This is a genomic window from Enterobacter sp. 148H3, from assembly GCF_034107425.1.
GTDB lineage: Bacteria > Pseudomonadota > Gammaproteobacteria > Enterobacterales > Enterobacteriaceae > Enterobacter > Enterobacter vonholyi.
In genome coordinates, this window is sequence record NZ_JAWNEI010000010.1 from 1 (window position 1) to 22,269 (window position 22,269).

Here is a 22,269-nt window from a genome sequence, read left to right on the forward strand (position 1 = left end):
CTCCCAAACCAAGGTTTTTGAGAACCTCAGCACTCAACCCCGCATCGGCAATTTCTTTTAACGCATTGGCAATTAAGGGATACTGTTTATGCGGATTATCAGCAGCAATATGCTTTTTCATCTGATCGTCAGCGTAGCCCTTAACCTCAATAACTTTATTGTCAACATACTGGCGCGTTGCCAGCACAACTGATGGATCAATTTTCAGGGAAATTGACGATGTGCTCGACACAATCAGAATCATGCGAATGGTCTGCGTGCGGCCACTTCCTTCCTGCAGCTGAGGCTTGTATGTTTCCGGGCAGTTAGCTACGGCGATCAGAATGCCGTCGTCGTCATAGAGACCGATCTCTCGGATCCAGAAACCGCCCTCGTTCTCGGGAATTATCTGTTCAGCGATGATCTGGCTGGTATTATTTGGGTCAACAGCGAGCAGGTTCAGCGGCGCTATGCGTTTTTGGTTGACGAGCTTCGTCTGCGCCGGATCGGGGGTTGGCAACGTTCCGTTGGCATCGCCTACCGCCATTTGCGTCAGGTTGAGTTGCGTACCAAGTGCCGTCGCGTTAGCTAGCCGCGCAGCGCCCTGATTCGTCAGTATGGCAAAATATTTTGCGGTCATGCGTTCACTCTCAGGTTATCAATCAAATGGATGGCCGAGGCCGGGTAATAATCACCACCGACAATAAGTTCCTCAGTGGTGTAGGGGTAAACAGCCAGCGCATCGCCGTGATAGCATCCTGCGCCGACATAAAACTCTCCCGTCGAGCTCAGGCTGATAGCCAGCCCGGTCATGTGTCTACTTGCCGGTTTGGCATCCTCAATGAGACGTTCAAGCTCCTGATACATTTCGTCAGTGATGCCGTTATCAAGCACACCGACAACCAGACGGAATGTGCCAGGCTCCTCACCGAGCTGCCACCACTCGCGCACCTCAATCAAAAAGCCAAGCGGTTCCACCACACGACGCAATGCGCTGATGGTTCCTTTGTGCTGATGGACGAAAAATGAGGACATAATGACGCTGCGTTTGGTGCTCTCCGGCCACGCCTCATCCCAACGGTCTACCGACAGCGCCCATGCCAGGTAGGGAAGTAAATTCACCGGGCACGCGCTGGGGTTCCATAACGTGCGTAGCGGTACCGGCACACGCTCAATATTCGAGAGCGCAGCGGCAGCAGCGATTTCCAGCGGTGAGGACCCAACGGGTAATAACCTTTCACTCATCCGAACCCCCGATCGCTATCTGATACGAGGTACAGTTCGATGCCTGCGACTTACTCAGTACAATGTCAGAGTGGGGAGACTCCAGTTCAACGCGCTGCACACCTTCAACGTGAAGTGCTGCATAGATGGCCGACAGACGGATATCGCGTCCAAGGCGATGCTGCGCGCTGATATAATTTTGCAGCTTCTGCTCTGCTGCCTGCCTGATAGGTTCAGACTCTGGTCCGGGATAAACGTAGAGCGTTGCGTTTATCTTGTAAGGCACGATTTCTGCTGACTGAACAGTCACACGATCGCCGACCGGGCGGACGGTTTCAGCGTTAAGCGCTTTTTCAACAACCGCCAGTAGTTCAGGACGAGCGGTACCATCACCCTCACGGGATAACACCGAAATCGTCACATACGCAGGCTGAGGGCTTTCAACCGAAACGTCAGCGACCCGTCCGTCGGCGCTTCGACCATGATATTCATAGGCTCCAACCGGCCCCGCGACGCTCAACCCTTCAAATGCCTGCTGCGCACGCAGTCGCAGGTCAGCATCAGACTCCATGACGGCAGCCGTTGGCGGAATGGTAGTGTCATCGCCCGGGGTGATGGTCAGGCGTTCGGTATTATTGTTTCCCGCAATAACGTCCAGATCGTGACCGGAAGAATAGGCCAGCGTCACGGCCAGCGCAGCCTCATTAACGCGCTGGCGCCAGATAACTTCCCGGTAGGCGTTCTCCTGCAGAAGCTTCACAATCGGCTCGGATTCCAGCGTCAGCGTCCGTGCGATCGCCTCTCGCTCCTCTTCCGGATAGAGGGAGACAAAGGTGGCCTTTCGTTCTGCCAACAGCGTTTCATAATCCACCTCCTCCACGACATCAGGCGCGGCGAGCTGGCTCAGATCAACAATAGCCATAGCGTTTAACTCAGTGAAATGGTGATAGAAAAGGATTGTCCGGAGGTCGGACGCGTGCCGGTGATATCGACATACAACGTCCCGTCGTTCTCCGAACGTTCGAAAGTGATGGCCGTCAGGCTTATCCGCGGCTCCCATTTCTGGATGGCGGAATAACAGGCGGCCATGATCTGCAGGCGCAGCGCCGGGCTCTGCGGCCTGTCTATCATCGCCGCCAGCAGCGAGCCGTAATCCCGGCGCATGACCCGCGAGCCAATCGGCGTAACCAGAATGTCGCGCACGCTCTGCCGGATGTGGTCAGCCTCTGAAAGGCTTAGCCCGGTCTGCCTGTTCATTCCCCTGTAACGCACCGTCATTGTGTCCCCTTAGTCCAGCTTCCGCCGCTTTGCACACTGCCGTGCGCGTGGTTGTCCACCTGCACTCCGTTGGAGGTCAATTTACCGCCGGAGTGCTCAATATTTCCGCTCATCACCCCGCCCTTCTGCACTTCCAGCGAGGCGGTAATTAACTTGTTAGTACACACCACTTCAGGCGTATCCAGCGTGATGCGGGACGTTGAGATCACCCGCACCTCCGGCACGGTGGCAGTCAGCGATTCAGAAGCGGAAATGTCGGCCGTTTTAATACCTGACACCGTCAGCGCCCCGCGTCCGGGTTCGTACTCGATCACCGCGCCGTCAGGAAACGAGACGTGGAACGCGTCAGGCGACCCGGACGGCGCCGGATGGTCGTCAGAGAAAATGCCGGGCAGCACAAAGGCAGTATCCAGCTCACCGCCGATGGCCAGCAGCAGCACCTGCTCTCCCTCGGAAGGGGCCCACCACACGCGCGAACGTCCTGCACGGCAGGTTAGCCAGTTCAGCCAGGTGGTTTTCATCCCGCCGGTCTGGACACGACAAAGCCCTCTATTGAGGTCAACGTCGGTCACAACACCGATACGAATCAGATTGCGGATCGCGCGAGCGATACCGTGCATGGAAGTTAATGTATTCATGAGAAGAGAATGCCGTTCAGGAGGAACGGCAGCAACGAGACGGGGTTTTCTGCGGGATGATACAACAAGCGGTCCAGACGGCAGGCGGCTGGCGGCCTTCAGCGTGGGGAGCTTAGTCCTCCCACTGGCTGACCAGCTCACCGTTGATGTACAACGCCTTCGGACGCGTGACGAGCTCCGGCAGCGGCGGCTCCGGGGAATAGGTCGCGTGCAGAACGCCCTGTTCCTCGGAAACAAGAATGCGCTCGGTTAATTGCATGCTGATGCTGATATCCATCGTAGCGTCATCGTTTAAGACGATCGCGAAGGTATATCCGTTTTTGCGTCCGTCATCGAGGGTAAAAATGTCCGGCTGGTTTTCCCGCAGCCAGGCCAGTACCGGGACAAAAAATCCCTCGCTGTCGCCGGTGAAACCGTTGACCTTCGCGTTCAGCGCATACCGTTTTTCAAAGGAGAGCGAGGAGGTCAGGCGGGCGTCTATATTGCCGCTGCCGACCGACATTTGCAGGCGCTCCGGGTTGGCATTCAGTTGGGGGATCGCGTCAATTAATGCCTGACGCAGGCTCTTGAGTTTGTGCATCGAGTTTATCCTGACAGTCTTTAATGGTTTCAACCTGCAGCGCGCAGGCGATAAGGGCGTATTCAAGCCTGCGAATATCCGCGCTGAGATCGCCGTTAGTGGCGGGTTCGCTTCCCGGCATCGGGCAGCGGCTCACCTTCGGGCAGGCGTTGTAAACAATGGGCTGCGGAGGCACAGGCGGTGCGGGTGTGCAACCTGCGGACAGCATCAGGCAGCTGAGCGGTATACCAGCGGCGTAACGCTTCATTTTCATTGAGTAATCTCCCGATAGTCGCTTCCCGTCTTGCCCTCTCCTCGCCCGCAGTAACAAGCTCCTCACGGAGTCTGACCTGGGCGTTTCCATTTGCTCTGGCCATCCGCTGCGACAGGGACAGCTGCTGGTTAAGCGTGGCGAGGGCCGTTTTTTGCTCGCTGGCGACCCGGTTGGCCGTGGCTAAAGAACGGGACAGGGTCTGGTTGTCATGACGAAGCCACAGCGCGATCGCCAGCAGTCCGGCCAGCATCAGCATGAGGACTCTCATGGCAGCCCCTTCATGCACCAGGCCTTCTCGCGGACACGACGATTTTCCAGCCCGGTATTTTTGACGCCGTTGACGTATACCCAGCGGGTAAGCTGCCCGCACGCCTGCGACCACTGTTTACGTTTGATAAAGGAGACCAGAGTCGAGCGGCAGGCGGCGCCTGCGCCGACGTTAAAGGAAAAACTCACCAGCGCGTCGTAGACCCGCGGCGGCATCTCCACCGGCGCGCACGCCGCCAGACGACGCTCAACGTTGAGCACATCAGCGACCAGATTTACCGCGGCCTCACGCTCGGTAATGTCCCGCGTCGGCACGACGTTTGCCGTGTGGCCAATGCCTGACGTCCATAGGCCAGCGCTGCACCGGTAGGGCGAGAGGCGACATCCTTCGAGATCGGCAATCAGCGCCAGCCCCTCCGGGGAGGTTTTCAGTAATCGAAAGTCAGGCATCAGCACCGCCAGGGCCAGCACGCCGGCGACGCTGCAACGCTTAATGATTGAGTTCACGAATGCTCTTCTTATCGAGGCCCAGAGACTGGAGGTAGCGCCAGGTTTTGCGCTTAAACCAGTAATTCGTCAGCGCGGTAAAAATGGCGCAAAGGCTCCCCACGTACAGCGCAACCTTTTCAGGAGACATCGCCCCGAACCAGGCCAGCGCCACGGCCAGCCAGTAGGCGATAACCGTGGTGATTTTCTCCAGGCTCAGTCCCATAGGTTTACGGATTCTTTGGTGGGGGCGCTATTCACCTCCGGCATCTCTACCGGCGTGCCGTGAGGCAAAATAACGCCTGACTCCGCGAGGCCAGGATTGGCCTTCAGAACGGCTTCTACGACGCCAGCCGTGCGCCCATAATAGCGGGCGCAAACGGCATCAAGCGTGTCCCCCTGCATTGCATAGATCTTCATCAGACGCTCCCAACATCCGGTTACCAGGTACTGTAGAGTTTCCCGGGCCGGCGGTCTTTTCGCTATCGCTGACGGATGGACAATCTCGGACACAACAGACCGTCCACAAGCAGCGAAGCGTGGGTCGACGAAAGCATAAAATCTGAATGAGGGTGTGCATTCGGGTAATGACGCATGGTTAGCGCCAGCTCTCGTCTTCCCAGACTTCCCGGAGAATATTATCCAGCATCTCACGATCGGCTTCTCCTTCAAGCCCCTGGAGCTCTACTCCCGTCATCGATCCTATTTTCACGGTCACTCGCGATGACGGGAACAGGGACCTTATTCGGCGGGTCAGTTCGTTCTGGAAGGCCTCGACGACGCCATGGCCAATCAGCTGGTCTTTATCGAGCGTAATATTCACCCGAATGTTACCCTCTTTTTTGATTCGTTCCGGAACAGGCGATGCTGAGAAAACAACGGTAAATGCGTTGTTTTTGATTAAATTTCCCCGCGCAATCTCAGCAATCAAATTCAGGGCAATCTCACGATCTCTTTCCTGACATGTTCCTTCTGTCGTCAGTCGAGCAATCATCTCGACACGTTCAATCATGACCTGCTCGTTCAACTCTCTGTCCACACAACCTCCACCACGAGATACTGTATAAACATACAGTATCACGTATTCATAAAAAGAGTGAAGCGAAAAATCAGAACTACTCACGGTATGTGCATGATATCGATGGAGATTAGCGTGATCTCAGAGCGAACAGATCTGATAAATGCCCAATACGTTCAAGGATTTTCCGCGCCTTGTGCTGATAAGAACGCGCTGCCGGAAAGAGCGTTCCGTCAGCTGCGCCTCTGCACCATTTGTCGTTAAAGCGGCTAACGCCGCCCGCCATAAGATGCAGGGCCTCTGCGCGGCTGATGGCGATTCCGGTGGCGAGCCAAACCTCATCAATCACTTTCTCCGGGACCCCGTTCTGCGGATCCCGCTCGTAGACAAAGGGCGCCGCTGCGCCGGGTCGTATGTGCCTGATGCGCTCGGTTAATGCCCGTCTCGCACGCCGGTTAAGGGGTTGAGAGAGATCGCTCAGCGTACAGTTATTGACAGAACTCCGAGAAGGCGCAGTTACATTCTCAGGCTCCTGGGCCCGCTTCGGCACAATTTTCCACTGCGTCAGGCGGGTTAAAACCGGGCTGCCCGCGCCGACGGCGGAATCGTACACGCCGCGGATGCGGACCGTTTCTTCGCCGTACTGGTTAAACCCGGTACCCGGCTCATACAGCGTGCGCACCTGTAAATCATCGCGACGCACAAACGGACCGCCCTGTGCAGTGACGTAACCCGCCCAGTCACCGGCGTCGGCAGCCTCATGGACTGCAGCAAACTCGACGCTCAGACCGCGCGCGGCCTCAGCGTCTGCCAGTCGGCGCAGCTCGCGGTAGACCGTTACCGGCGCGCCGCCGATGAACTGAAACTGGCGAATGTGCCAGCGCCCCGCCCAGGCCGATACAGAGGACGCCGTCTCCTTCAGCAGCCCGCCGCTTTCGTTATCGGTCTCACCATCGAGCGCATAGCCGTCGATATTCTTTGAGATGTATTTGGCGATATAGCCGGTAGCGCTGCCTTTCTGCGGATCGATCGCGTCCGCGTGAAAGCGCGCCTGTCTGGCGCTTTCGCTCTGCAGCTCAGCGGCATCCTCCTGCCGCGCGTAGTCCCCGATAATCCGGCGAACGCATTCGACGTCTTCCGGCAGCATAAACATCAGCATGTGCCAGTGGGGCGTACCGTCATGATGGGGTTCCGCAACGCGGATACCGAAAATACGGATCCCATCACGGTGGAGCTTTGCGCGGATGCGCGCCCACAGCCGGGTGAGGTAGCCTTGCGTCTCCGCCGGACTGGCCCCGTTCCACTTCGCGTTGGGGTAACCTGATTTCAGCGTCGCGTGATACTGCGCGGGCGCGGTTAAGGTATAGAACTCGCCCACATAGCCCAGCGCCTCACAGATATTTTCAAACCCGCGAATGCGGGTCATCAGTTCACAGCGGCGTATCGCCGGGTTGGCCACCGAGCTATCGAATTTTTCAATCAGGCTGATGCGGTTGCCCTCTTCATCTTCCAGCTCCACGCCCTTGAGAAATTCGCGGGTGCGGCGCTTCTGTTCGCGCCACTCGGTCACGCAGCGTTTGCTCGCATACGCCGTTCTCTTTTTGCTGACGTTGCCAAGGGCAATCTGCAAATGCTCGCGCCAGGCAGCCGCGATCCGACGTAAACGCCCGCGCCACCACGCCTCGGAAAACATGCGGATCACCGCGGCGGCAACATCGTCTTTGTTGAAAAATGTCTTCGACACCCGCTCCCAGTGGGGAGGCGACACGTTGAACTGTCGGGCGATCAGTCCGGCGCGCTGATACCAGACGTACAGCGTCTGGTATTCGCCCATTTCAGCATCGTTAATATTCGCCAGCTCGCCGCGAATAAAGCTGGCGATATCTGCGGCCAGCAGGTCGATGTCCGCGCGGGACATATCCGGAAGGCGGTTATAGCGGGCCACCAGCTCGACCATCCGCGAGGCGAGGTATTGCAAAAGCTGAGTGTCGAAATGGCCGTCGAACACGGCCCTGGAGACTTCGTCGTGCAGGCCTGTGCAGGCATAGCGATCGGAGACCCGCCGCAGGCGAGGTAACATCCTTTTGCAGAAGCGGATCAAAAAGGCGTTAGCCTGCGGGCTGCCCCGATGCTGTTCGAGGGCGTCAACCGTGCGCCAGATTTCGAAGCGTACGCAGTCGGGCTGCTGTGAAAGGGCAATTCTTGCCTGCTGCAGCGCCGCGAAAAGGCGATCGCGGCGCTGCTGTTGGGCATGGGTGAGATAAGGGCTGGCAATGGCCGACCGTGGGGCATTCCACGGATAAGCAAATGATGTAGCCAACTTATCCTCCCCGGACGTGTTTATTTTTCATCTCCGCGATCTCCTGGCAGGTTACGCACAGGGCTACGCCAGGCACCGCTATTCGGCGCGCCTCCCGTATCGGCGCCTCGCAGTCCTCGCAGAGGAAACGCGAAGGCGATGCGGGTCGTCTGCGGGCGCAATTAATGTATCGCTCTCTGTCTTCCTGCTCGCGCGCTTGGGCAAGATCGATAAAATCGGCCATCAGTGCAGCTCCTGGGATTCACGCTCGTAGCGAGCCGCCTCGTGGCACAGCAGTTCGGCAACGTCTTCTCCGCTCATGCCGGTTTTGTAGATATGGCTCGCCAGCGCTTCCAGACGCAGGGAGACCGCGAGGGCTCGCGCGCATCGTTCCTCTGTTTTTGCCTCAGCAAGCAGGCGTTTCAGTTCTTCACTTCCGATTGGATAAGGGCGGTTTTCACTGTGTCGCATCACGCGTTCTCCTTAATTTCAGGCAACAGGGTGCCCGGCGGGTTTACGCCATTCGTTTTTTGGTTGGGTTACAACGGCATGGTCAGCCGTTCAGGAAATAAACTCACAACAGCGCGAAAGTGATTCATCGCGGTAATTAGCGCTCTTTTCTCGTCTGTGGTCAGCTCGCTGATATCGCACTCATGACGGGTGACGGGTAATCTCGCCAGGAAAAAGAGAGCGGCCAGCGCCCTGCTGTTCTCCTCAAAAAAGGGATCGCGCTTATCGCGCATGTCAGCCATAAACCGCGCCAGCTCTTTCCCGCTATCGCTCCCGTAGCGGGCGCGCAGTTCAGCGATGTGGTTAAGCCCGCTAAGACGCGCCCCCACGCTTAGTGGAACCCTTTCACTGGCAGCTTCTATCGCCATATCTCCCCTCGCATAAATGTATGCACGCTAATGCGTTCAAAACGGGCAGAGCACGGCTTTTTCCGCCGTTTGAGGATTGCGATTTCGGAAGCCATGCTGCATGATTCCCATTTTGATAATACCTGCAATCATTAGCCTCAGTTTGCCAACGTCTGCCACTGATTGCCCGAATTTGCAATGATACTAATACCCAAATGAGTATTAGTAAACACCCAAAGGAATATATTTTGATATTAGATTCTCAAGTGAATAATGAAGAATTGCTCGATAGAATCTGTCAGGTATATGGTTTTACGCAGAAAATCCAGCTGGCCCGACACTTTAATATCGCCGCCAGCTCGCTTCAGAACCGCTACGCGCGCGGTACCATCTCTTACGACTTTGCGGTTCAGTGTGCGCTGGACACTGGCGCCAGCCTCCTCTGGCTGATGACCGGCCAGGGTGCGCAGTTTGCAGGAAACCCCGCCCCGGGCGATCCCGTTTCGGTTTCGACATTCACACTCAGTGACGGGAGGCTGGAAGAAAATTCCATTTTGAGTATCGACTCTGCTTTCTTTAGCAAACCGCTGGCACGCGGAATCGCCGTCCGCGCGGAGGGGAAGCTGCACTTTATCGAAAAAGAGGCGTCGTTAACCGACGGCCTGTGGCTGGTTGAGATTGAAGGCACCGCGAGCATCCGCGACCTGACGCTGCTGCCGGGGAAAAAACTTCACGTGGCGGGCGGCAAGGTTCCGTTTGAATGCGGCATCGACGAGATAAAAACAGTGGGTCGCGTGGTGGGAATTTACTGCGAGGTTAGCTGAGGCCGGGTCGGTTGCATTCGCCACCAAAGATGAGGCGCTTGCTTTCGGGTAGGACACGGTAAAACCCGTGGCAGGGGAAAAAGAGGATCGATGCACATTAACAGGGCTGGTGAACGTGTGGTATTACGTTCTATTGGGTTTACCCCATAGTGGAGCAACATCCATCAGCTAATTAAAGAAATCCCCCATCGCGCCGATCATCATCCGTGTGTATTATTTCCTGTAGCTTTTACAACAACTAACCTTAACTCAAATACTTAAGCGCGAAAGCGAAAGGCATCATGAGCACACCGATCAAACGGCTAGAAATCATTAAAAATGCCATTGAGCTGGAAGATGACGACATCATCCAGAGCCAGCTGACACGCCTGAAAAATGAAGCGTTTGACGATGAGCTACAGGCAATCGTCGTGGCGCTTGAGGGAAAAAACTACACCGAGGCTATGGCGGCCATTACCGCCTGGCTGCAGGGCCAGCGCGCCGTGACCCAGTGGCGCGATCCGCAGGTGGCGGCCAGCAAGCTCGAGCTGAAGGCGCTGGAAGAGCGCCTGCGCGATCTGATTGACCGCCGCAACGCCCGCGTGCAGCAGCTTGATGAATTCAACGATCTCTATTTCTCCCGCCTCGGGCCGTTGATGCAGCAGATCCTCGCCCTGCGTAAAACCCTGGCCGAGCTTAACCTGCGTCGTCAGCAGGCGGAAGCGCGTCGTCGCGAGGAAGATTACCGTCGCTGCCAGCGCTATATGGCGCAGGCGGTAGAAGTACTGGCGACGCTTACCCAGCGCTGGCGCGATCTCCCGGCCGACTCCGTGCAGGCAGCCGAGGCGCGTAAACATCTGGAGCAGCAAAGTAATCTCATCGCCAACCTGCTGGCCGAAGCGCTGGAGCTGGAGAGCGGCTTAACGCGTGAAGAAGAGCCTGCGCGTCAGGCTCGCGACGAGGCCAACGAAGAGTACGAGAAGTATCGCGAACAGCATCACGATGCCGAAGTGCGGCTGCGTAAAGGAAAGCATCTTTCGGAAGAAGATCAGAACGAACTCAAGCGTCTCTGGCGGCAGGCGAGCAAGCTCTGCCACCCGGATCTGGTGGCAGACGATCTGAAAGAAGAAGCCAACAACATGATGGTACAGCTTAACCAGGCGAAGCAGCGCGGCGATGTGAAAGCCATTCGTTCGCTGGTGGCCCGCCTGCAGCAGGGCTTCGAGCCATTGATGGCAAGCGACAGGCTGAACGATCTGGAACGTATCCGCAAAAAAATGGCGCAGGTCCGCGAGCAGATCGACATTTTAGTAAATGAGCTGGCGGAGCTGGAGAAAGAGGAGTCCTGGCTTCTGGTCTCGTCGCTGAGCAATATGGAAGCGTACTTCGCTCAGCAGGAGAAAGCGCTGCACGAGGTCCGCGCCTCGCTCGAACATCAGGTGAGCGAAGCGCAGCTGGATTCCGCCGCGTGACTATTTGGCGTGCCAGTATGCGCTGGCACGCACCAGCTGTGGGTCAATGCCGTCGGTTTCAAACTGACGGCTCAGGCTTTTCACCACCTTTCCTTCCCCGGTCAGCCAGATAAAGTAATCGTCCCCCGGAACGGTCAGCGCAGCCAGATGATCTGCGACTGCCTGCTCGCTGTGGCCCACCACCCAGGTGATGTTGAACTCGCTCAGGTGCGCCAGATAGTCCTTATAGGATTCATCCCCAACCGTCACGACCGCGTGAACGTCCGGGCGAACCGGCAGTTGCGCAATGCTCTCTAAGCGTCGACGCAGCGCGGGCATACCGGACTCATCGCACACGTACAGCTGCCAGGCGTAATCCTCCGGCACCACCAGCGAGCCGCGCGGGCCGCCGATGGTCAGCTTGTCTCCCGCTTTCGCCTCAATCGCCCAGCTGCTGGCAATGCCGCCGTCATGAATGAAGAAATCGAGAACCAGCTCATGATTTGCCTCGTCGTAGAGCGGCGTATAGTCGCGCGCCTGCGGACGCACGCCGTCGCCCCAGTCGATGCCTTCTTCGGTAACCACCGGCGGCACGAACGTCGCCCCGGGTGCCGGGAAAAAGACTTTGGTATGGTCGTCGAAACCGCGGGAGCTAAAGCCCTCCAGCGCCTCGCCGCCTAAAACAATGCGCTGGAAACCCGCGCTGGCGCGCTCAACGCGGAGTACCGTCAGCTCGCGAAAACGCAGGTCATTACGAACGCGCTGTGGGTAACGGGTAGTTGCCATTTTTAGCCCCTTCTCTGGTGAATACGATATATCTAAATCAATTTTCAAATGATAATGATTACTAATAAGTAAAAATGCAAGATCTTTTAGATTGCATCTGAATATATCTTAGATACACTTTAGATATATCAAAATGAAGGGCATACTATGCGACACGAACATGAGGGCGGCGGGCGGCGGCCGCGCTTTTTCGGCCACGGCGATCTGCGGCTGGTGATTCTGGATATCCTGACCCGCAACGCGAGCCACGGCTACGAGCTGATCAAAGAGATTGAGAACCTGACCCAAGGGAATTACACCCCGAGCCCAGGGGTCATCTATCCAACCCTGGATTATCTTCAGGATCAGACGTTTATCACCATTACGGAAGAAGAGAACGGTCGTAAGAAGATTGCGATTACCGCTGAAGGACAACGCTGGCTGGACGAAAACCGGGAACAGCTGGAACAGATCCAGGTGCGTATCAAAGCGCGTTCTGTCGGTTTTCAGCTACGCAAAAACCCGCAGATGAAGCGGGCGCTGGATAACTTCAAAGCGGTGTTAGACCTGAAGGTGAATCAGGGAGAGCTCAGCGACGCGCAGCTCAAGCAGATTATCGGCGTGATTGACCGCGCGGCGCTGGAGATCTCCCAGCTGGATTAAGCCGGAGCGTGCTCGCTCACGCGGAAGACGCGTACCAGCTCTTTCAGGTGCATCGCCTGTTCATTAAGCGATGCCGCCGCCGCGACGGACTCCTCCACCAGCGCGGAGTTCTGCTGGGTGGTGGCATCAATCAGGCCAATCGCGCTGTTAATCTGCGAGATACCTTCCGTCTGCTCGTGGCTAGCCTGGCGGATTTCCCTCAGAATCACGTCCATCTCTTCTACGTTGCCGACCATCCCGTTGATCAACGCACTCGCTTTTTCAACCAGGTTCATCCCGTCCTGGGTCTGGCTGGTAGAGCTCTCAATCAGCTCGCGGATTTCGCTGGCAGACGACGCGCTCTTCTGGGCAAGCTGACGCACTTCACCGGCCACCACCGCAAAACCGCGACCGTGCTCACCGGCGCGCGCCGCTTCCACCGCCGCGTTGAGCGCCAGAATGTTGGTCTGGAAAGCAATGGCGTCGATCAGGTCGATAATGTCGGACATCCGGTTGGACGTCTCGTTAATCAGGCGCATTTTGCTGGTCACCTGCTTCATCATCTCACCGTTGTTTTTGACCACCGTGGCGGCATCAGCCGAGAGGTTGGTCGCTTCCCCGGTATGCGAGGCGGTATTTTTCACCGTCGCGGTAATCTGCTCCATCGAGGCGGCGGTCTGTTCAACGGAACTTGCCTGCTCTTCCGTGCGCGCAGCCAGATCCTGATTCCCGGCGACAATCTGCGCGGCGGCGCTGGAGATATTCTCCGAGCCGGTTTGCACCTGCTGCACGATGTCCAGCAGTCGCGTTTTCATCTCCATTAGCGCGTGCAGCAGCAGACCCGTTTCGTCTTTGCCGTGCGGCGTGATGCTGCCGGTCAGGTCGCCCTCTGAAATCGCTTTAGCAAAATGCACCGCCTCGCCGAGCGGGCGGGTGATAGCACGCACGATGAACCAGCCAATCAGGCTGCCGACCGCGACGCTAAAGAGGGTGATCAGTATCAGCAGCAGGCGGTTAGACCGGAAATCCCCTTCCACCTGCGCGCCAGCGCTCTGCATCTCGCTGTTTTGAATGGTAATCAGCTCCTTCACCTTCGCTTTATAAGCCTGCTGCACGGCGAGGGTGGTGGTCATCATCTCCTGAATGGCGCCCGCACGATTGTTGTTCTGCACCGCCTGCAAAATGCGGTAGCGCGAGTCCAGATACTGCTGACGCACGCTGCGGATCTCCGCCAGCACCTGCTGAGACTTTTGATCCTGCAACGCGGTGTTCAGCTCTCCCAGGATCACCGTGATATGCTCGCTGATCTCTTTCAGGCGCTGCTGAGATTGCCCAGTGTAGGTGCCCTGCTCGTCCAGCAGCATCAGCTGTTGAGTGCTAATAAATTCCTGGAAGTTATCAATTAACTGGTTCGCTTTTACCGTGGTCGGATAATCACTGGTAATAATGGATTGCATCCCGTTATTAGCCCGGTTCAGACTCAGCAGAGACAGGCTCGCGCTGATCGCCATCAGGACAATAAAGAACCCAAACGCCAGAAATAATTTCGTGCCGATCTTTACGTCATGTAAGAACATATTTTCTCCATCGATGTGATTATTTCTCAGACGATCGCTGTTATCGGTAACGATTTCGCTAACTTTATGAGTTTGATCGTTTTTTTATTTCATAACCCACACAATGGATAGGTAGAGACTATTAATATTGCCCCATTGATCGTTACCAGACCACCAGAGAGGCATTTTTCAAAATAGCCTTCTGGATAATTGACTTAGGCAGGGATAAATAACTGAGGTACTTTCTTTAGTTATTTAATATTAGATTAACAATAAAATACATTAATAGTCACAAGCAGAAAATAAAAAGCCGTTTATTCCTTACGAAATAAACGGCTTTTTTTGGAACATTACTGGCTCAATGAAGCACAGTCACCGCATCCTTGAGACGTCCGGCGCGATGCTTCACCATCGCAGAAATGTGTGCGCTCTCCTCGACCAGGTCGGCGTTTTTCTGCGTAATGCTGTCGAGTTCAGCCACCGCGCGGGTCAGCTCAGAGAGTCCGGTTGCCTGCTCGGAGGTCGCGTGGCTGATCTGGGCGATAAGCTGCGTCACGTTTTTCACCTGTACCACAATATCATCCATCGTACGGCCTGCGGCATGCACCTGCTCAGAGCCGGACTGCACCTTGCTGGCGCTGGCATCAATGAGTTTACGAATATCATTCGCGGCACTGGCGCTGCGGCTGGCGAGATGGCGGACTTCGCCCGCGACCACGGCAAAACCTTTGCCCTGCTCGCCTGCCCTAGCCGCTTCAACCGCCGCGTTCAGCGCCAGAATATTGGTCTGGAAAGCGATGTCGTTAATCAGGGAGGTAATTGAGCCAATTCGCTGCGTGCTGTCGGCAATATCATCCATCGTTTTAACGACGGTCTGCATCGCATTGCCTCCTTTTGTCGCCGCGCTGCTCGCGGCCACGGAGAGTTTGTCCACCTCGGCGGCGGTTTCGGAGTTACTCTGAACGGATGCGGCCATCTGGTTCATTGTCGCGACGGTCTGCTGCACGTTCGCTACGGTCTGACGCGTCCGATCGTTCAGATCTTCATTTCCCTGCGCCAGCCTGTCGCTGCCGTCGCGGACGCTAACCACCTGGCTCGACACGTCATTAATCAACCAGCGGCACATCAGGCCAAGCTGCCCTACCGCGCGCAGCGTCAGCCCCAGCTCGTCGCTGCGGTTCAGATGCTGCACGCTGTTGCGCTCACCGGTTGCGACCTTCAGCGCCTGTCGCGCCACATTCTCTACCGGGCGGACAATTTGTTGCTCAAAGAGCAGCGTCCCCAGCAGCATCACCACCGCAGCAGCAACGAGCGGCATCCACCCGGCGGAGGTCACCGCCAGGGTGGAGGCGAGTAGGGCAAAGAGCACCGCCATCACGCTGCGCACGCGCCAGCGCAGCGGCATAGCAGGCAGTTTGCCCAGCCAGCCTTTTCCAACCACCAGCCCCTTGTACACACGTTTCTTACAGCTCCCGTCGTTGAGCGCCCGGTAGAGCGGTTCCACGGTGGCAATCTCTTCCGCCGTGGCTTTGGTGCGGATGGACATATAGCCCGTGACCTGCCCGTGGCGCACCATCGGCACTGCGTTAGCACGCACCCAGTAGTGATCGCCGTTTTTGCGCCGGTTTTTGACAATCCCACTCCACGGTTCGCCCTGCTGCAGCGTGTACCACATATCGGCAAACGCGGCTTTTGGCATGTCGGGGTGGCGTACCAGATTGTGCGGCTGGCCCGTCAGCTCATCAAGCTGGTAGCCGCTCACCTGCACAAAAGTGTCGTTGGCGTGCGTGATGTAGCTGTGGACGTCTGTGGTAGACATTAAGGTGGTGTCATCGTCCAGTGAATATTCATTCTGGGTGACATAGGTTGGAGAGGACATCGTGGGCATCCCTTGCAGGTTATTTGAATGTTAATTTTGTGGGTCAATGTTTTTTCGGCGGTAAACAATTTATCTTTAGTTGTTAAACTTGATGAAGATCGCAGATTTCACTTAAACCATACTTTTTGTACGATTTTATAATTCATTGATTTCAAATACTTTCGCAAAGAAATTACCTATAAAGCATGACCAGTTAACGCCCACTTAAGTTGCACCGAATGCACTTCTTTAGTGCAGTTGCGCTTTTTCGCCCCCAATTATCTTTATCTGTCCTGTACCGCTAAATCCCGTTTCGGTTGCTTCGGCATGATTAAATATTGTGCAACATTATTTTAACCTGGCGTTTATCCCGATTTTCGTTAAGGCATCTGAAGTGGCGTAATCCCTGCAATACTTAAACCAGTATCATGTGATACGCGATCCCCGGGAGCACATTTTGAACAGGTTACCTTCCAGCGCCTCGGCTCTTGCCTGTACCGCGCACGCACTGAATCTCATTGAGAAGCGAACGCTTGATCATGAGGAGATGAAACAACTTAACCGAGAGGTCATCGATTACTTTAAAGAACACGTCAATCCAGGGTTTCTGGAGTATCGCAAATCTGTTACCGCCGGCGGGGATTACGGAGCCGTAGAGTGGCAAGCGGGGAGTCTTAACACGCTTGTCGACACCCAGGGACAGGAGTTTATCGATTGCCTTGGTGGTTTTGGTATCTTCAACGTGGGGCACCGTAATCCAGTTGTGGTTTCCGCCGTACAGAATCAACTTGCGAAACAACCTCTCCATAGCCAGGAACTGCTCGACCCGCTTCGCGCCATGCTCGCGAAAACGCTGGCGGCCTTAACGCCCGGCAAACTGAAATACAGCTTCTTTAGCAACAGCGGCACGGAATCGGTCGAAGCGGCGATAAAGCTCGCCAAAGCGTACCAGTCGCCGCGCGGGAAATTCACCTTTATCGCTACCAGCGGCGCGTTCCACGGTAAATCCCTGGGCGCACTGTCCGCTACCGCCAAATCCACCTTCCGCAAACCGTTTATGCCGCTGCTGCCGGGCTTCCGCCACGTGCCGTTCGGCGACATTAACGCCATGCGCACCGTGCTCAGTGAATGCCGTAAAACCGGCGATGACGTGGCGGCGGTGATCCTGGAGCCGATTCAGGGTGAAGGCGGCGTGATCCTCCCTCCTCAGGGCTATCTGCCTGCCGTGCGTCAGCTGTGCGATGAGTTTGGCGCTTTGCTGATCCTCGACGAAGTTCAGACCGGGATGGGGCGCACCGGCAAGATGTTTGCCTGCGAGCACGAGAACGTGCAGCCGGACATACTGTGCCTGGCGAAGGCGCTTGGCGGCGGCGTGATGCCGATTGGCGCGACGGTTGCTACTGAAGAGGTGTTCTCGGTGCTGTTCGACAACCCGTTCCTGCATACCACCACCTTTGGCGGTAACCCGCTGGCCTGCGCGGCGGCTCTTGCGACCATCAACGTGCTGCTGGAGCAAAACCTGCCCGCGCAGGCGGAGCAGAAAGGCGACATGCTGCTGGACGGCTTCCGTCAGCTAGGCCGGGAGTATCCGGATCTGGTGCAGGATGCGCGTGGTAAAGGGATGCTGATGGCAATTGAGTTTGTCGACAACGAAATCGGCTATAGCTTTGCGAGCGAGATGTTCCGCCAGCGGGTGCTGGTGGCCGGAACGCTCAACAACTCGAAAACCATCCGCATTGAACCGCCGCTAACTCTGACGATTGAGCAGTGCGAGCAGGTGCTGAAAGCGGCGCGTAAAGCGCTGGCAGCGCTGCGGGTGAGCGTGGAAGAGGCGTAAAAAATCACCGGGCCTACAGGCGTTTGTAGGCCCGGTTTTTTAGCGGTGAAATTCCGCCACCGTCATGGTGAAGCGAAGCACGGTATCGCCCTCATTGGCGTAGCCGTGCGCCGCTTCCGTTTTCGCCACAGCCGATGCGCCAGCGTTAACCTGGGTTACCGTCTCATCCACCGTCAGCGTTAAAACGCCTTCGTTCACGTGCAACAGCTCAAAGGTTCCCGCCGGGTGCCCCGGAGAGGTAAAACGCTCCCCCGGCTGCATCTTCCATTGCCATAACTCAATCATATCCGGGCCTGCCGTTCCCGCCAGCAGTCTGGCGCGTCCACCCTGTTCGCCCTGCCACAGCACCGGAATAGTCTCTTCTTCGATAACATGCACCAGCGGCTCGCTGGAGACGTTAACGATATCCGCCACTGAGATACCGAGCGCGGCAGCCAGTTTGCACAAGATGGCGATACTGGGGTTGGCTGCGCCCTTTTCGATCTCTACCAGCATGCCTTTGCTGACGCTTGCGCGGCGGGACAGCTCGTCCAGAGATAGCTTTTTCTCTTTGCGCCAGTTGCGTATGCGGTTCGCCACGGCCAGGCTTACCTGGGCAACATCGGCCCCGTGCGCAGTCATTATATTGACTTTATCAGTCATTGGTCACTACCATGGTATAAAACAGTCAATACAGGATTATTTATGTCTCTCGTTACGCCGTCAATAGACTCGCGTCTTGCCGGGATTGCCCCAGGCTTTCGGGCGCTGAGCATTCTGGTTGAAGCTGCGCCAATTACCCACCCGGAGGTGGCGGCTGCCGCGCTGGCGCAGGCCTGCCAGCAGATGATTAATGATGATGTGCCCTGGGCTGATGCGCACCTTTCAGGCTGGGATGAAGTGTTTAAAGCCTTCGGCGCGAAACCGAAACGCACGCCCTGCTCGGCATCCGCCCTGCGTAAGCGGGTCCTGAAAGATGGCTCGCTGCCGCCGCTGGATCCGGTGGTGGATATCTATAACGCGGTGAGTATTCGCTACGCCATTCCGGTCGGCGGAGAAAATCTCGCGGCTTATTCGGGCACGCCGCGTCTGACGCTTGCCGACGGCAGCGAGCCATTTGATACCTTCAAAGAGGGACAACCGGTGGTGGAACATCCGGAACCGGGCGAGGTTATCTGGCGCGACGATACTGGCGTCACCTGCCGCCGCTGGAACTGGCGCCAGGGGATACGGACGCGCCTCGATAGCCAGGCGCAATCCATGTGGTTTATTCTTGAAAGCCTGCCGTCGATGCCGCTTGCGGCGCTGGATGAGGCGGGAGATGAGCTGGTCAACAACCTGCAGCGGCTGATGCCGGGGGCCACGGCTCAGGTTCAGATGCTGACGCTGTAAGAGGACAACACGATGTTTTACGGGTTAAGCGCTTTTCCGTTAACGCCCCTGAAAGAGGGGACGTTTGACGAGCAATCCTTCATCAATCTTCTGCGCCCCGTGGTCGACGCTGGCGTGGATTCTCTGGGCATTCTCGGCTCAACGGGAAGCTATGCCTATCTGACCGTAGAAGAGCGCGGTCGGATCGCACGCTGCGCGGTGGCGCATGCTGATGATATTCCGGTCATCGTCAGCATTGGCGCACTCCGGCTGGACGATATACTGCGTCTGGCTGACGACGCGCAGGCGGCAGGTGTCTCCGGCGTGCTGATGGCCCCCGTGTCCTACCAGCGATTAACGGAAGACGAAGTGTTTAATCTCTATGAAACGGTGACCCGCCAGCTCTCCATACCGTTGTGCATTTACGATAATCCGGCCACCACCGGGTTTGCGTTTAGCGATGAATTGTTATTTGCCGTCGCGGGCCTGCCGAATGTAGGATCCATTAAGCTTGGTCGCGTGCCGGAAGACCTGTCGCAGGTACGCGACCGTCTTCCTGAGACAGTCACGCTGGGCATCGCCGGCGACTGGCGAGCGGCCTCTGCCCTGCAGGCAGGGTTTGACGTCTGGTACTCGGTGCTCGGCGGATTGTTCCCGCAAACAGCGCTGGCGATTGCGCGTTCGAAAGAGACTGCCCAATCCGAGCGGTTAGAGCCACTGTGGGAATTGTTCCGTCGCTATGGCAGCTTACGGGTTATCGCGGCGGCGGCAGAGATGATGGGAAAAGTGGCTGCACCCGCGTTGCCGTTCCCCTTGCAGGCGGTTCAGGGTGAGCCGCGTGAAGCGCTCGCGAGATTACTTGCCCATCTGGAGCTGGTTTGAAAAATGCCGGGTGGCGCTGCGCTTACCCGGCCTACAACACTTTTATAACGCCTGTTACTCCGGCAACAACCCAACAAAGCTGCGCTTTTTACGCGGCTCCGACATCAGCTCCTCAAGCTTCTCCACGCACGCCAGATAGTGCGGGGTTTGCTTGTGAGCCAGCACCGCCTCTTCGTCTTTATAGGCTTCGTAGATAAAGAACCGGGTTTTTACCCTAGGGTCCTGCAATACGTCAAAACGCAGGTTCCCCGGCTCCTGGATTGCGCCCTCGTGGTTGGCGCGAAACACTTCCAGAAACTCGTCCACCCGCTCTGGCTTAATGTTGATCTCTACCAGCGTCACGTTCATTTTGCTTCTCCCTGTTTCTCTTCCTGCCAGAACTGGAACGCATCGCGGGCATTCCAGCTCTCGTGAACCACTTTTTTCACCGCCTTGAGCATGGCGAGCGGCGCACTGGACTGGAAGATGTTGCGCCCCATGTCCACGCCGGATGCCCCCTGGTCGATCGCGCGCCAGCACATCTCCAGCGCCTCGTGCTCAGGAAGCTTTTTGCCCCCGGCGATGACGATCGGCACCGGGCAGCTGGCGGTCACTTTTTCAAAGCCCTCGTCCACGTAATAGGTTTTAACGAACTGCGCCCCCATTTCGGCGGCAATGCGGCTGGCCAGCGAGAAATAGCGCGCGTCGCGCGCCATCTCTTTGCCGACGCCCGTCACCGCCAGCGTCGGCATGCCGTAGCGCGCGCCAGCGTCCACCAGCTTGATGATGTTATTAATCGACTGATGCTCAAACGGGCTTCCGATATAGACCTGCGCTGCCACCGCGCAGACGTTCAGGCGCAACGCGTCTTCCATCGCCACCGCCACGCACTCGTTGGAGAGTTCGCCCAGAATCGAGTTACCGCCGGAGGCGCGCAGAACCACCGGTTTGTTCGTCGCGGCGGGTACCTGGCTCCTGAGGATGCCGCGGGTGCACATCAGCACGTCGGTTTCACCAAACAGCGGCGCGATGGAGAGATCGATACGCTCAAGACCGGTAGTCGGCCCCTGAAAGTAGCCGTGGTCAAAGGCCAGCATCACCGTACGGTTGCTCTGCGGATTGAAGATGCGCGCCAGCCGCGACTGCATACCCCAGTCCAGCGAGCCGCAGCCCTTCAGGGTGAACGGCACATTTTGCTGCGGCGTGCCGATGCCAAAATCCTTGCCGTCTTTGATGTCGTCTAAATCAGCCATTTGCTCCCCCGTCAGAAATCGTATTTGCTGATGTTCTCTTTGGTGAACACCACGCGTTCCGGCAGCAGCACGATGCCGTTGCCCTTCGCCTCATACTGGTAGCCCTGCACGCTGTTCGGCTCGACCTTCAGCGCCCCGATGTTTTTTACGTCCACGCTGTCGCCGACGTTAAGATCGCCTTTTTTAAGCAAACGATCGGCGACATTGACCGCAATTTTGCCCTGTTGCACCACGTCCCACAGGCCGAAGGCCTTCACCGTGCCGCGCTCAACGTACGGGCGCATCACGTTTGGCGTGCTAAACCCGACAATCGCCACCCCTTCCCGCTTCAGGTTTTCCGCCGCCTGCGCCGCCGCCGGCAGCGCGTTGGCGTCCGGGGCGATAATCGCATCCAGATCCGGGTAGGCTTTTAAGATCCCTTCGGCGGTTTGCAACGATTTGGTGGCGTCGTTATAGCCAAACTGGGTCGTTACGATCTGCCACTGGGGATGATCTTTCTCGATTTTGGCCTTCGCCTCTTTCACCCACTGGTTCTGGTCGGTGACGGTGGGGCTTGAGTAGAAGAACGCCACTTTGGCATTCGGTTTGGTGACCTGCTTGCCCGCCATCTCCACCAGCAGGCCGCCCAGCTGTTCCGGCGTCCCCTGGTTGATGTAGATGCTGCGGCACTCCGGCTTGGTGTCGGAATCCCAGGTTAGAACCTTGACGCCGCGCTGCATCGCGCGCTTAAGCGCCGGACACAGCCCGTCCGGCGACACGGCGGAGACAATAATGGCGTTATAGCCCTGGTTGACGAAGTTATTGATGAGCTGCACCTGGCCGGAAACGCTCGGCTCGGTCGGGCCGTCGTAGGTCACATCCACGCCAAGATCTTTCCCCGCCTCTTTCGCGCCGTTGCCGCCGCTGGTGAAGAAGCCCACGCCCACCAGCTTCGGGATAAAGGCAATGCGGTCCGCCGCCTGCGCCGAAGCGAAGCTGAGGGCCATTGCCAGGACGAGCAGTTTTGTTTTCATC

29 protein-coding genes are annotated in these 22,269 nt (G+C 57.0%); 6 read left to right on the plus strand and 23 right to left on the minus strand.

Going from position 1 to position 22,269, the window contains the following annotated elements; translation table 11 throughout:
- From USH94_RS15270 to USH94_RS15345, 16 genes are all read right to left on the minus strand, one after another.
- Positions 1-619: phage tail protein (locus USH94_RS15270; RefSeq protein WP_181574033.1), on the minus strand; the 619-nt coding region annotated here is incomplete at its 3' end.
- Positions 616-1,224 (minus strand): phage tail protein I, encoded by a 609-nt coding sequence (locus USH94_RS15275; RefSeq protein WP_111964904.1) that lies wholly within the window; start codon positions 1,222-1,224, stop codon positions 616-618. The genes USH94_RS15275 and USH94_RS15270, both read right to left, overlap by 4 nt.
- Positions 1,217-2,125: a baseplate assembly protein gene (locus USH94_RS15280; RefSeq protein WP_111964905.1), complete on the minus strand. Its 909-nt coding sequence runs from the start codon at positions 2,123-2,125 to the stop codon at positions 1,217-1,219. The genes USH94_RS15275 and USH94_RS15280 overlap by 8 nt, the downstream gene beginning before the upstream one ends.
- A 5-nt stretch (positions 2,126-2,130) precedes the next feature.
- Positions 2,131-2,481, minus strand: a complete 351-nt coding sequence (locus USH94_RS15285) for a GPW/gp25 family protein (protein ID WP_023616182.1) — start codon at positions 2,479-2,481, stop codon at positions 2,131-2,133.
- Positions 2,478-3,119 carry a phage baseplate assembly protein V gene (locus USH94_RS15290; protein ID WP_111964906.1) on the minus strand — a complete coding sequence of 214 codons (642 nt, stop codon included), beginning with the start codon at positions 3,117-3,119 and terminating at the stop codon, positions 2,478-2,480. Before USH94_RS15290 ends, USH94_RS15285 begins: the two co-directional genes overlap by 4 nt.
- A gap of 112 nt (positions 3,120-3,231) precedes the next feature.
- The gene (locus USH94_RS15295) at positions 3,232-3,699 is read right to left on the minus strand and encodes a phage tail protein (RefSeq protein ID WP_111964907.1); all 468 of its coding nucleotides are present in this window, start codon (positions 3,697-3,699) and stop codon (positions 3,232-3,234) included.
- On the minus strand, positions 3,662-3,907 hold the full coding sequence (lysC, locus tag USH94_RS15300) for an Rz1-like lysis system protein LysC (RefSeq protein ID WP_230581841.1): 246 nt from the start codon (positions 3,905-3,907) through the stop codon (positions 3,662-3,664). Before lysC ends, USH94_RS15295 begins: the two co-directional genes overlap by 38 nt.
- A complete protein-coding gene (gene lysB, locus USH94_RS15305) occupies positions 3,795-4,220 on the minus strand; it encodes an Rz-like lysis system protein LysB (protein WP_111964908.1) in 426 nt (141 codons plus the stop codon). The genes lysC and lysB overlap by 113 nt, the downstream gene beginning before the upstream one ends.
- Positions 4,217-4,726, minus strand: a complete 510-nt coding sequence (locus USH94_RS15310; RefSeq protein WP_111964909.1) for a lysozyme — start codon at positions 4,724-4,726, stop codon at positions 4,217-4,219. Before USH94_RS15310 ends, lysB begins: the two co-directional genes overlap by 4 nt.
- The gene (locus tag USH94_RS15315) at positions 4,710-4,931 is read right to left on the minus strand and encodes an HP1 family phage holin (RefSeq protein ID WP_023309247.1); all 222 of its coding nucleotides are present in this window, start codon (positions 4,929-4,931) and stop codon (positions 4,710-4,712) included. The genes USH94_RS15310 and USH94_RS15315 overlap by 17 nt, the downstream gene beginning before the upstream one ends.
- Positions 4,922-5,125: a tail protein X gene (locus USH94_RS15320; protein WP_024906438.1), complete on the minus strand. Its 204-nt coding sequence runs from the start codon at positions 5,123-5,125 to the stop codon at positions 4,922-4,924. The genes USH94_RS15315 and USH94_RS15320 overlap by 10 nt, the downstream gene beginning before the upstream one ends.
- Positions 5,126-5,303: 178 nt before the next feature.
- Positions 5,304-5,744 (minus strand): DinI-like family protein, encoded by a 441-nt coding sequence (locus USH94_RS15325; protein WP_111964910.1) that lies wholly within the window; start codon positions 5,742-5,744, stop codon positions 5,304-5,306.
- 109 nt (positions 5,745-5,853) lie between these two features.
- Positions 5,854-8,043: a replication endonuclease gene (locus USH94_RS15330; RefSeq protein WP_111964911.1), complete on the minus strand. Its 2,190-nt coding sequence runs from the start codon at positions 8,041-8,043 to the stop codon at positions 5,854-5,856.
- A 1-nt stretch (position 8,044) separates the two neighbouring features.
- On the minus strand, positions 8,045-8,266 hold the full coding sequence (locus USH94_RS15335; RefSeq protein ID WP_111964912.1) for a TraR/DksA family transcriptional regulator: 222 nt from the start codon (positions 8,264-8,266) through the stop codon (positions 8,045-8,047).
- Positions 8,266-8,493, minus strand: a complete 228-nt coding sequence (locus USH94_RS15340; protein ID WP_111964913.1) for a DUF2732 family protein — start codon at positions 8,491-8,493, stop codon at positions 8,266-8,268. The genes USH94_RS15335 and USH94_RS15340 overlap by 1 nt, the downstream gene beginning before the upstream one ends.
- Positions 8,494-8,561: 68 nt before the next feature.
- On the minus strand, positions 8,562-8,900 hold the full coding sequence (locus tag USH94_RS15345; RefSeq protein WP_111964914.1) for a DUF5347 domain-containing protein: 339 nt from the start codon (positions 8,898-8,900) through the stop codon (positions 8,562-8,564).
- A 227-nt stretch (positions 8,901-9,127) separates the two neighbouring features.
- Between USH94_RS15345 and USH94_RS15350 the strand changes: the two genes are divergently transcribed.
- Entirely contained in the window at positions 9,128-9,703 is a 576-nt protein-coding gene (locus tag USH94_RS15350) for a phage repressor protein CI (RefSeq protein WP_111964915.1), read from the plus strand.
- A gap of 281 nt (positions 9,704-9,984) precedes the next feature.
- Positions 9,985-11,154, plus strand: coding sequence for a DNA repair protein (locus tag USH94_RS15355; RefSeq protein ID WP_111964916.1), 1,170 nt, complete (start codon positions 9,985-9,987; stop codon positions 11,152-11,154).
- Here USH94_RS15355 and USH94_RS15360 read toward each other — a convergent pair whose 3' ends face one another.
- A complete protein-coding gene (locus USH94_RS15360; protein ID WP_111964917.1) occupies positions 11,155-11,919 on the minus strand; it encodes a siderophore-interacting protein in 765 nt (254 codons plus the stop codon).
- A 147-nt stretch (positions 11,920-12,066) separates the two neighbouring features.
- Between USH94_RS15360 and USH94_RS15365 the strand changes: the two genes are divergently transcribed.
- Positions 12,067-12,561: a PadR family transcriptional regulator gene (locus tag USH94_RS15365; RefSeq protein ID WP_111964918.1), complete on the plus strand. Its 495-nt coding sequence runs from the start codon at positions 12,067-12,069 to the stop codon at positions 12,559-12,561.
- Here USH94_RS15365 and USH94_RS15370 read toward each other — a convergent pair.
- Together USH94_RS15370 and USH94_RS15375 are read right to left on the minus strand one after the other, a co-directional pair.
- Positions 12,558-14,117, minus strand: a complete 1,560-nt coding sequence (locus tag USH94_RS15370) for a methyl-accepting chemotaxis protein (RefSeq protein WP_111964919.1) — start codon at positions 14,115-14,117, stop codon at positions 12,558-12,560. The two genes, USH94_RS15365 and USH94_RS15370, sit on opposite strands and share 4 nt — an antisense overlap.
- Before the next feature lie 337 nt (positions 14,118-14,454).
- On the minus strand, positions 14,455-15,975 hold the full coding sequence (locus USH94_RS15375; protein ID WP_111964920.1) for a PAS domain-containing methyl-accepting chemotaxis protein: 1,521 nt from the start codon (positions 15,973-15,975) through the stop codon (positions 14,455-14,457).
- A 436-nt stretch (positions 15,976-16,411) separates the two neighbouring features.
- On the opposite strand from USH94_RS15375, the gene ygjG reads away from it, so the two are divergent.
- Positions 16,412-17,791 (plus strand): putrescine aminotransferase, encoded by a 1,380-nt coding sequence (ygjG, locus tag USH94_RS15380; RefSeq protein WP_168708009.1) that lies wholly within the window; start codon positions 16,412-16,414, stop codon positions 17,789-17,791.
- Between the two features lie 39 nt (positions 17,792-17,830).
- Here ygjG and USH94_RS15385 read toward each other — a convergent pair whose 3' ends face one another.
- Positions 17,831-18,433, minus strand: coding sequence for a helix-turn-helix domain-containing protein (locus USH94_RS15385; RefSeq protein ID WP_111964921.1), 603 nt, complete (start codon positions 18,431-18,433; stop codon positions 17,831-17,833).
- A 42-nt stretch (positions 18,434-18,475) separates the two neighbouring features.
- Here USH94_RS15385 and USH94_RS15390 point away from each other — a divergent pair, with 42 nt between their 5' ends.
- Complete coding sequence (locus tag USH94_RS15390) at positions 18,476-19,162, plus strand: B3/4 domain-containing protein (protein WP_111964922.1); 687 nt, start codon at positions 18,476-18,478, stop codon at positions 19,160-19,162.
- A 12-nt stretch (positions 19,163-19,174) separates the two neighbouring features.
- The gene (locus USH94_RS15395) at positions 19,175-20,023 is read left to right on the plus strand and encodes a dihydrodipicolinate synthase family protein (protein WP_111964923.1); all 849 of its coding nucleotides are present in this window, start codon (positions 19,175-19,177) and stop codon (positions 20,021-20,023) included.
- A 54-nt stretch (positions 20,024-20,077) separates the two neighbouring features.
- On the opposite strand, the gene lsrG is transcribed toward USH94_RS15395, so the two are convergent.
- Genes lsrG through lsrB form a run of 3 tightly spaced genes read right to left on the minus strand, consistent with a single transcriptional unit; the run spans position 20,078 to position 22,268 of the window.
- Entirely contained in the window at positions 20,078-20,371 is a 294-nt protein-coding gene (gene lsrG, locus USH94_RS15400) for a (4S)-4-hydroxy-5-phosphonooxypentane-2,3-dione isomerase (RefSeq protein WP_111964924.1), read from the minus strand.
- Positions 20,368-21,255 (minus strand): 3-hydroxy-5-phosphonooxypentane-2,4-dione thiolase, encoded by an 888-nt coding sequence (gene lsrF, locus USH94_RS15405; protein WP_111964925.1) that lies wholly within the window; start codon positions 21,253-21,255, stop codon positions 20,368-20,370. Before lsrF ends, lsrG begins: the two co-directional genes overlap by 4 nt.
- Positions 21,256-21,266: 11 nt before the next feature.
- Positions 21,267-22,268 carry an autoinducer 2 ABC transporter substrate-binding protein LsrB gene (lsrB, locus tag USH94_RS15410; RefSeq protein WP_111964926.1) on the minus strand — a complete coding sequence of 334 codons (1,002 nt, stop codon included), beginning with the start codon at positions 22,266-22,268 and terminating at the stop codon, positions 21,267-21,269.
- Between the last annotated feature and the right edge of the window lies 1 nt (position 22,269).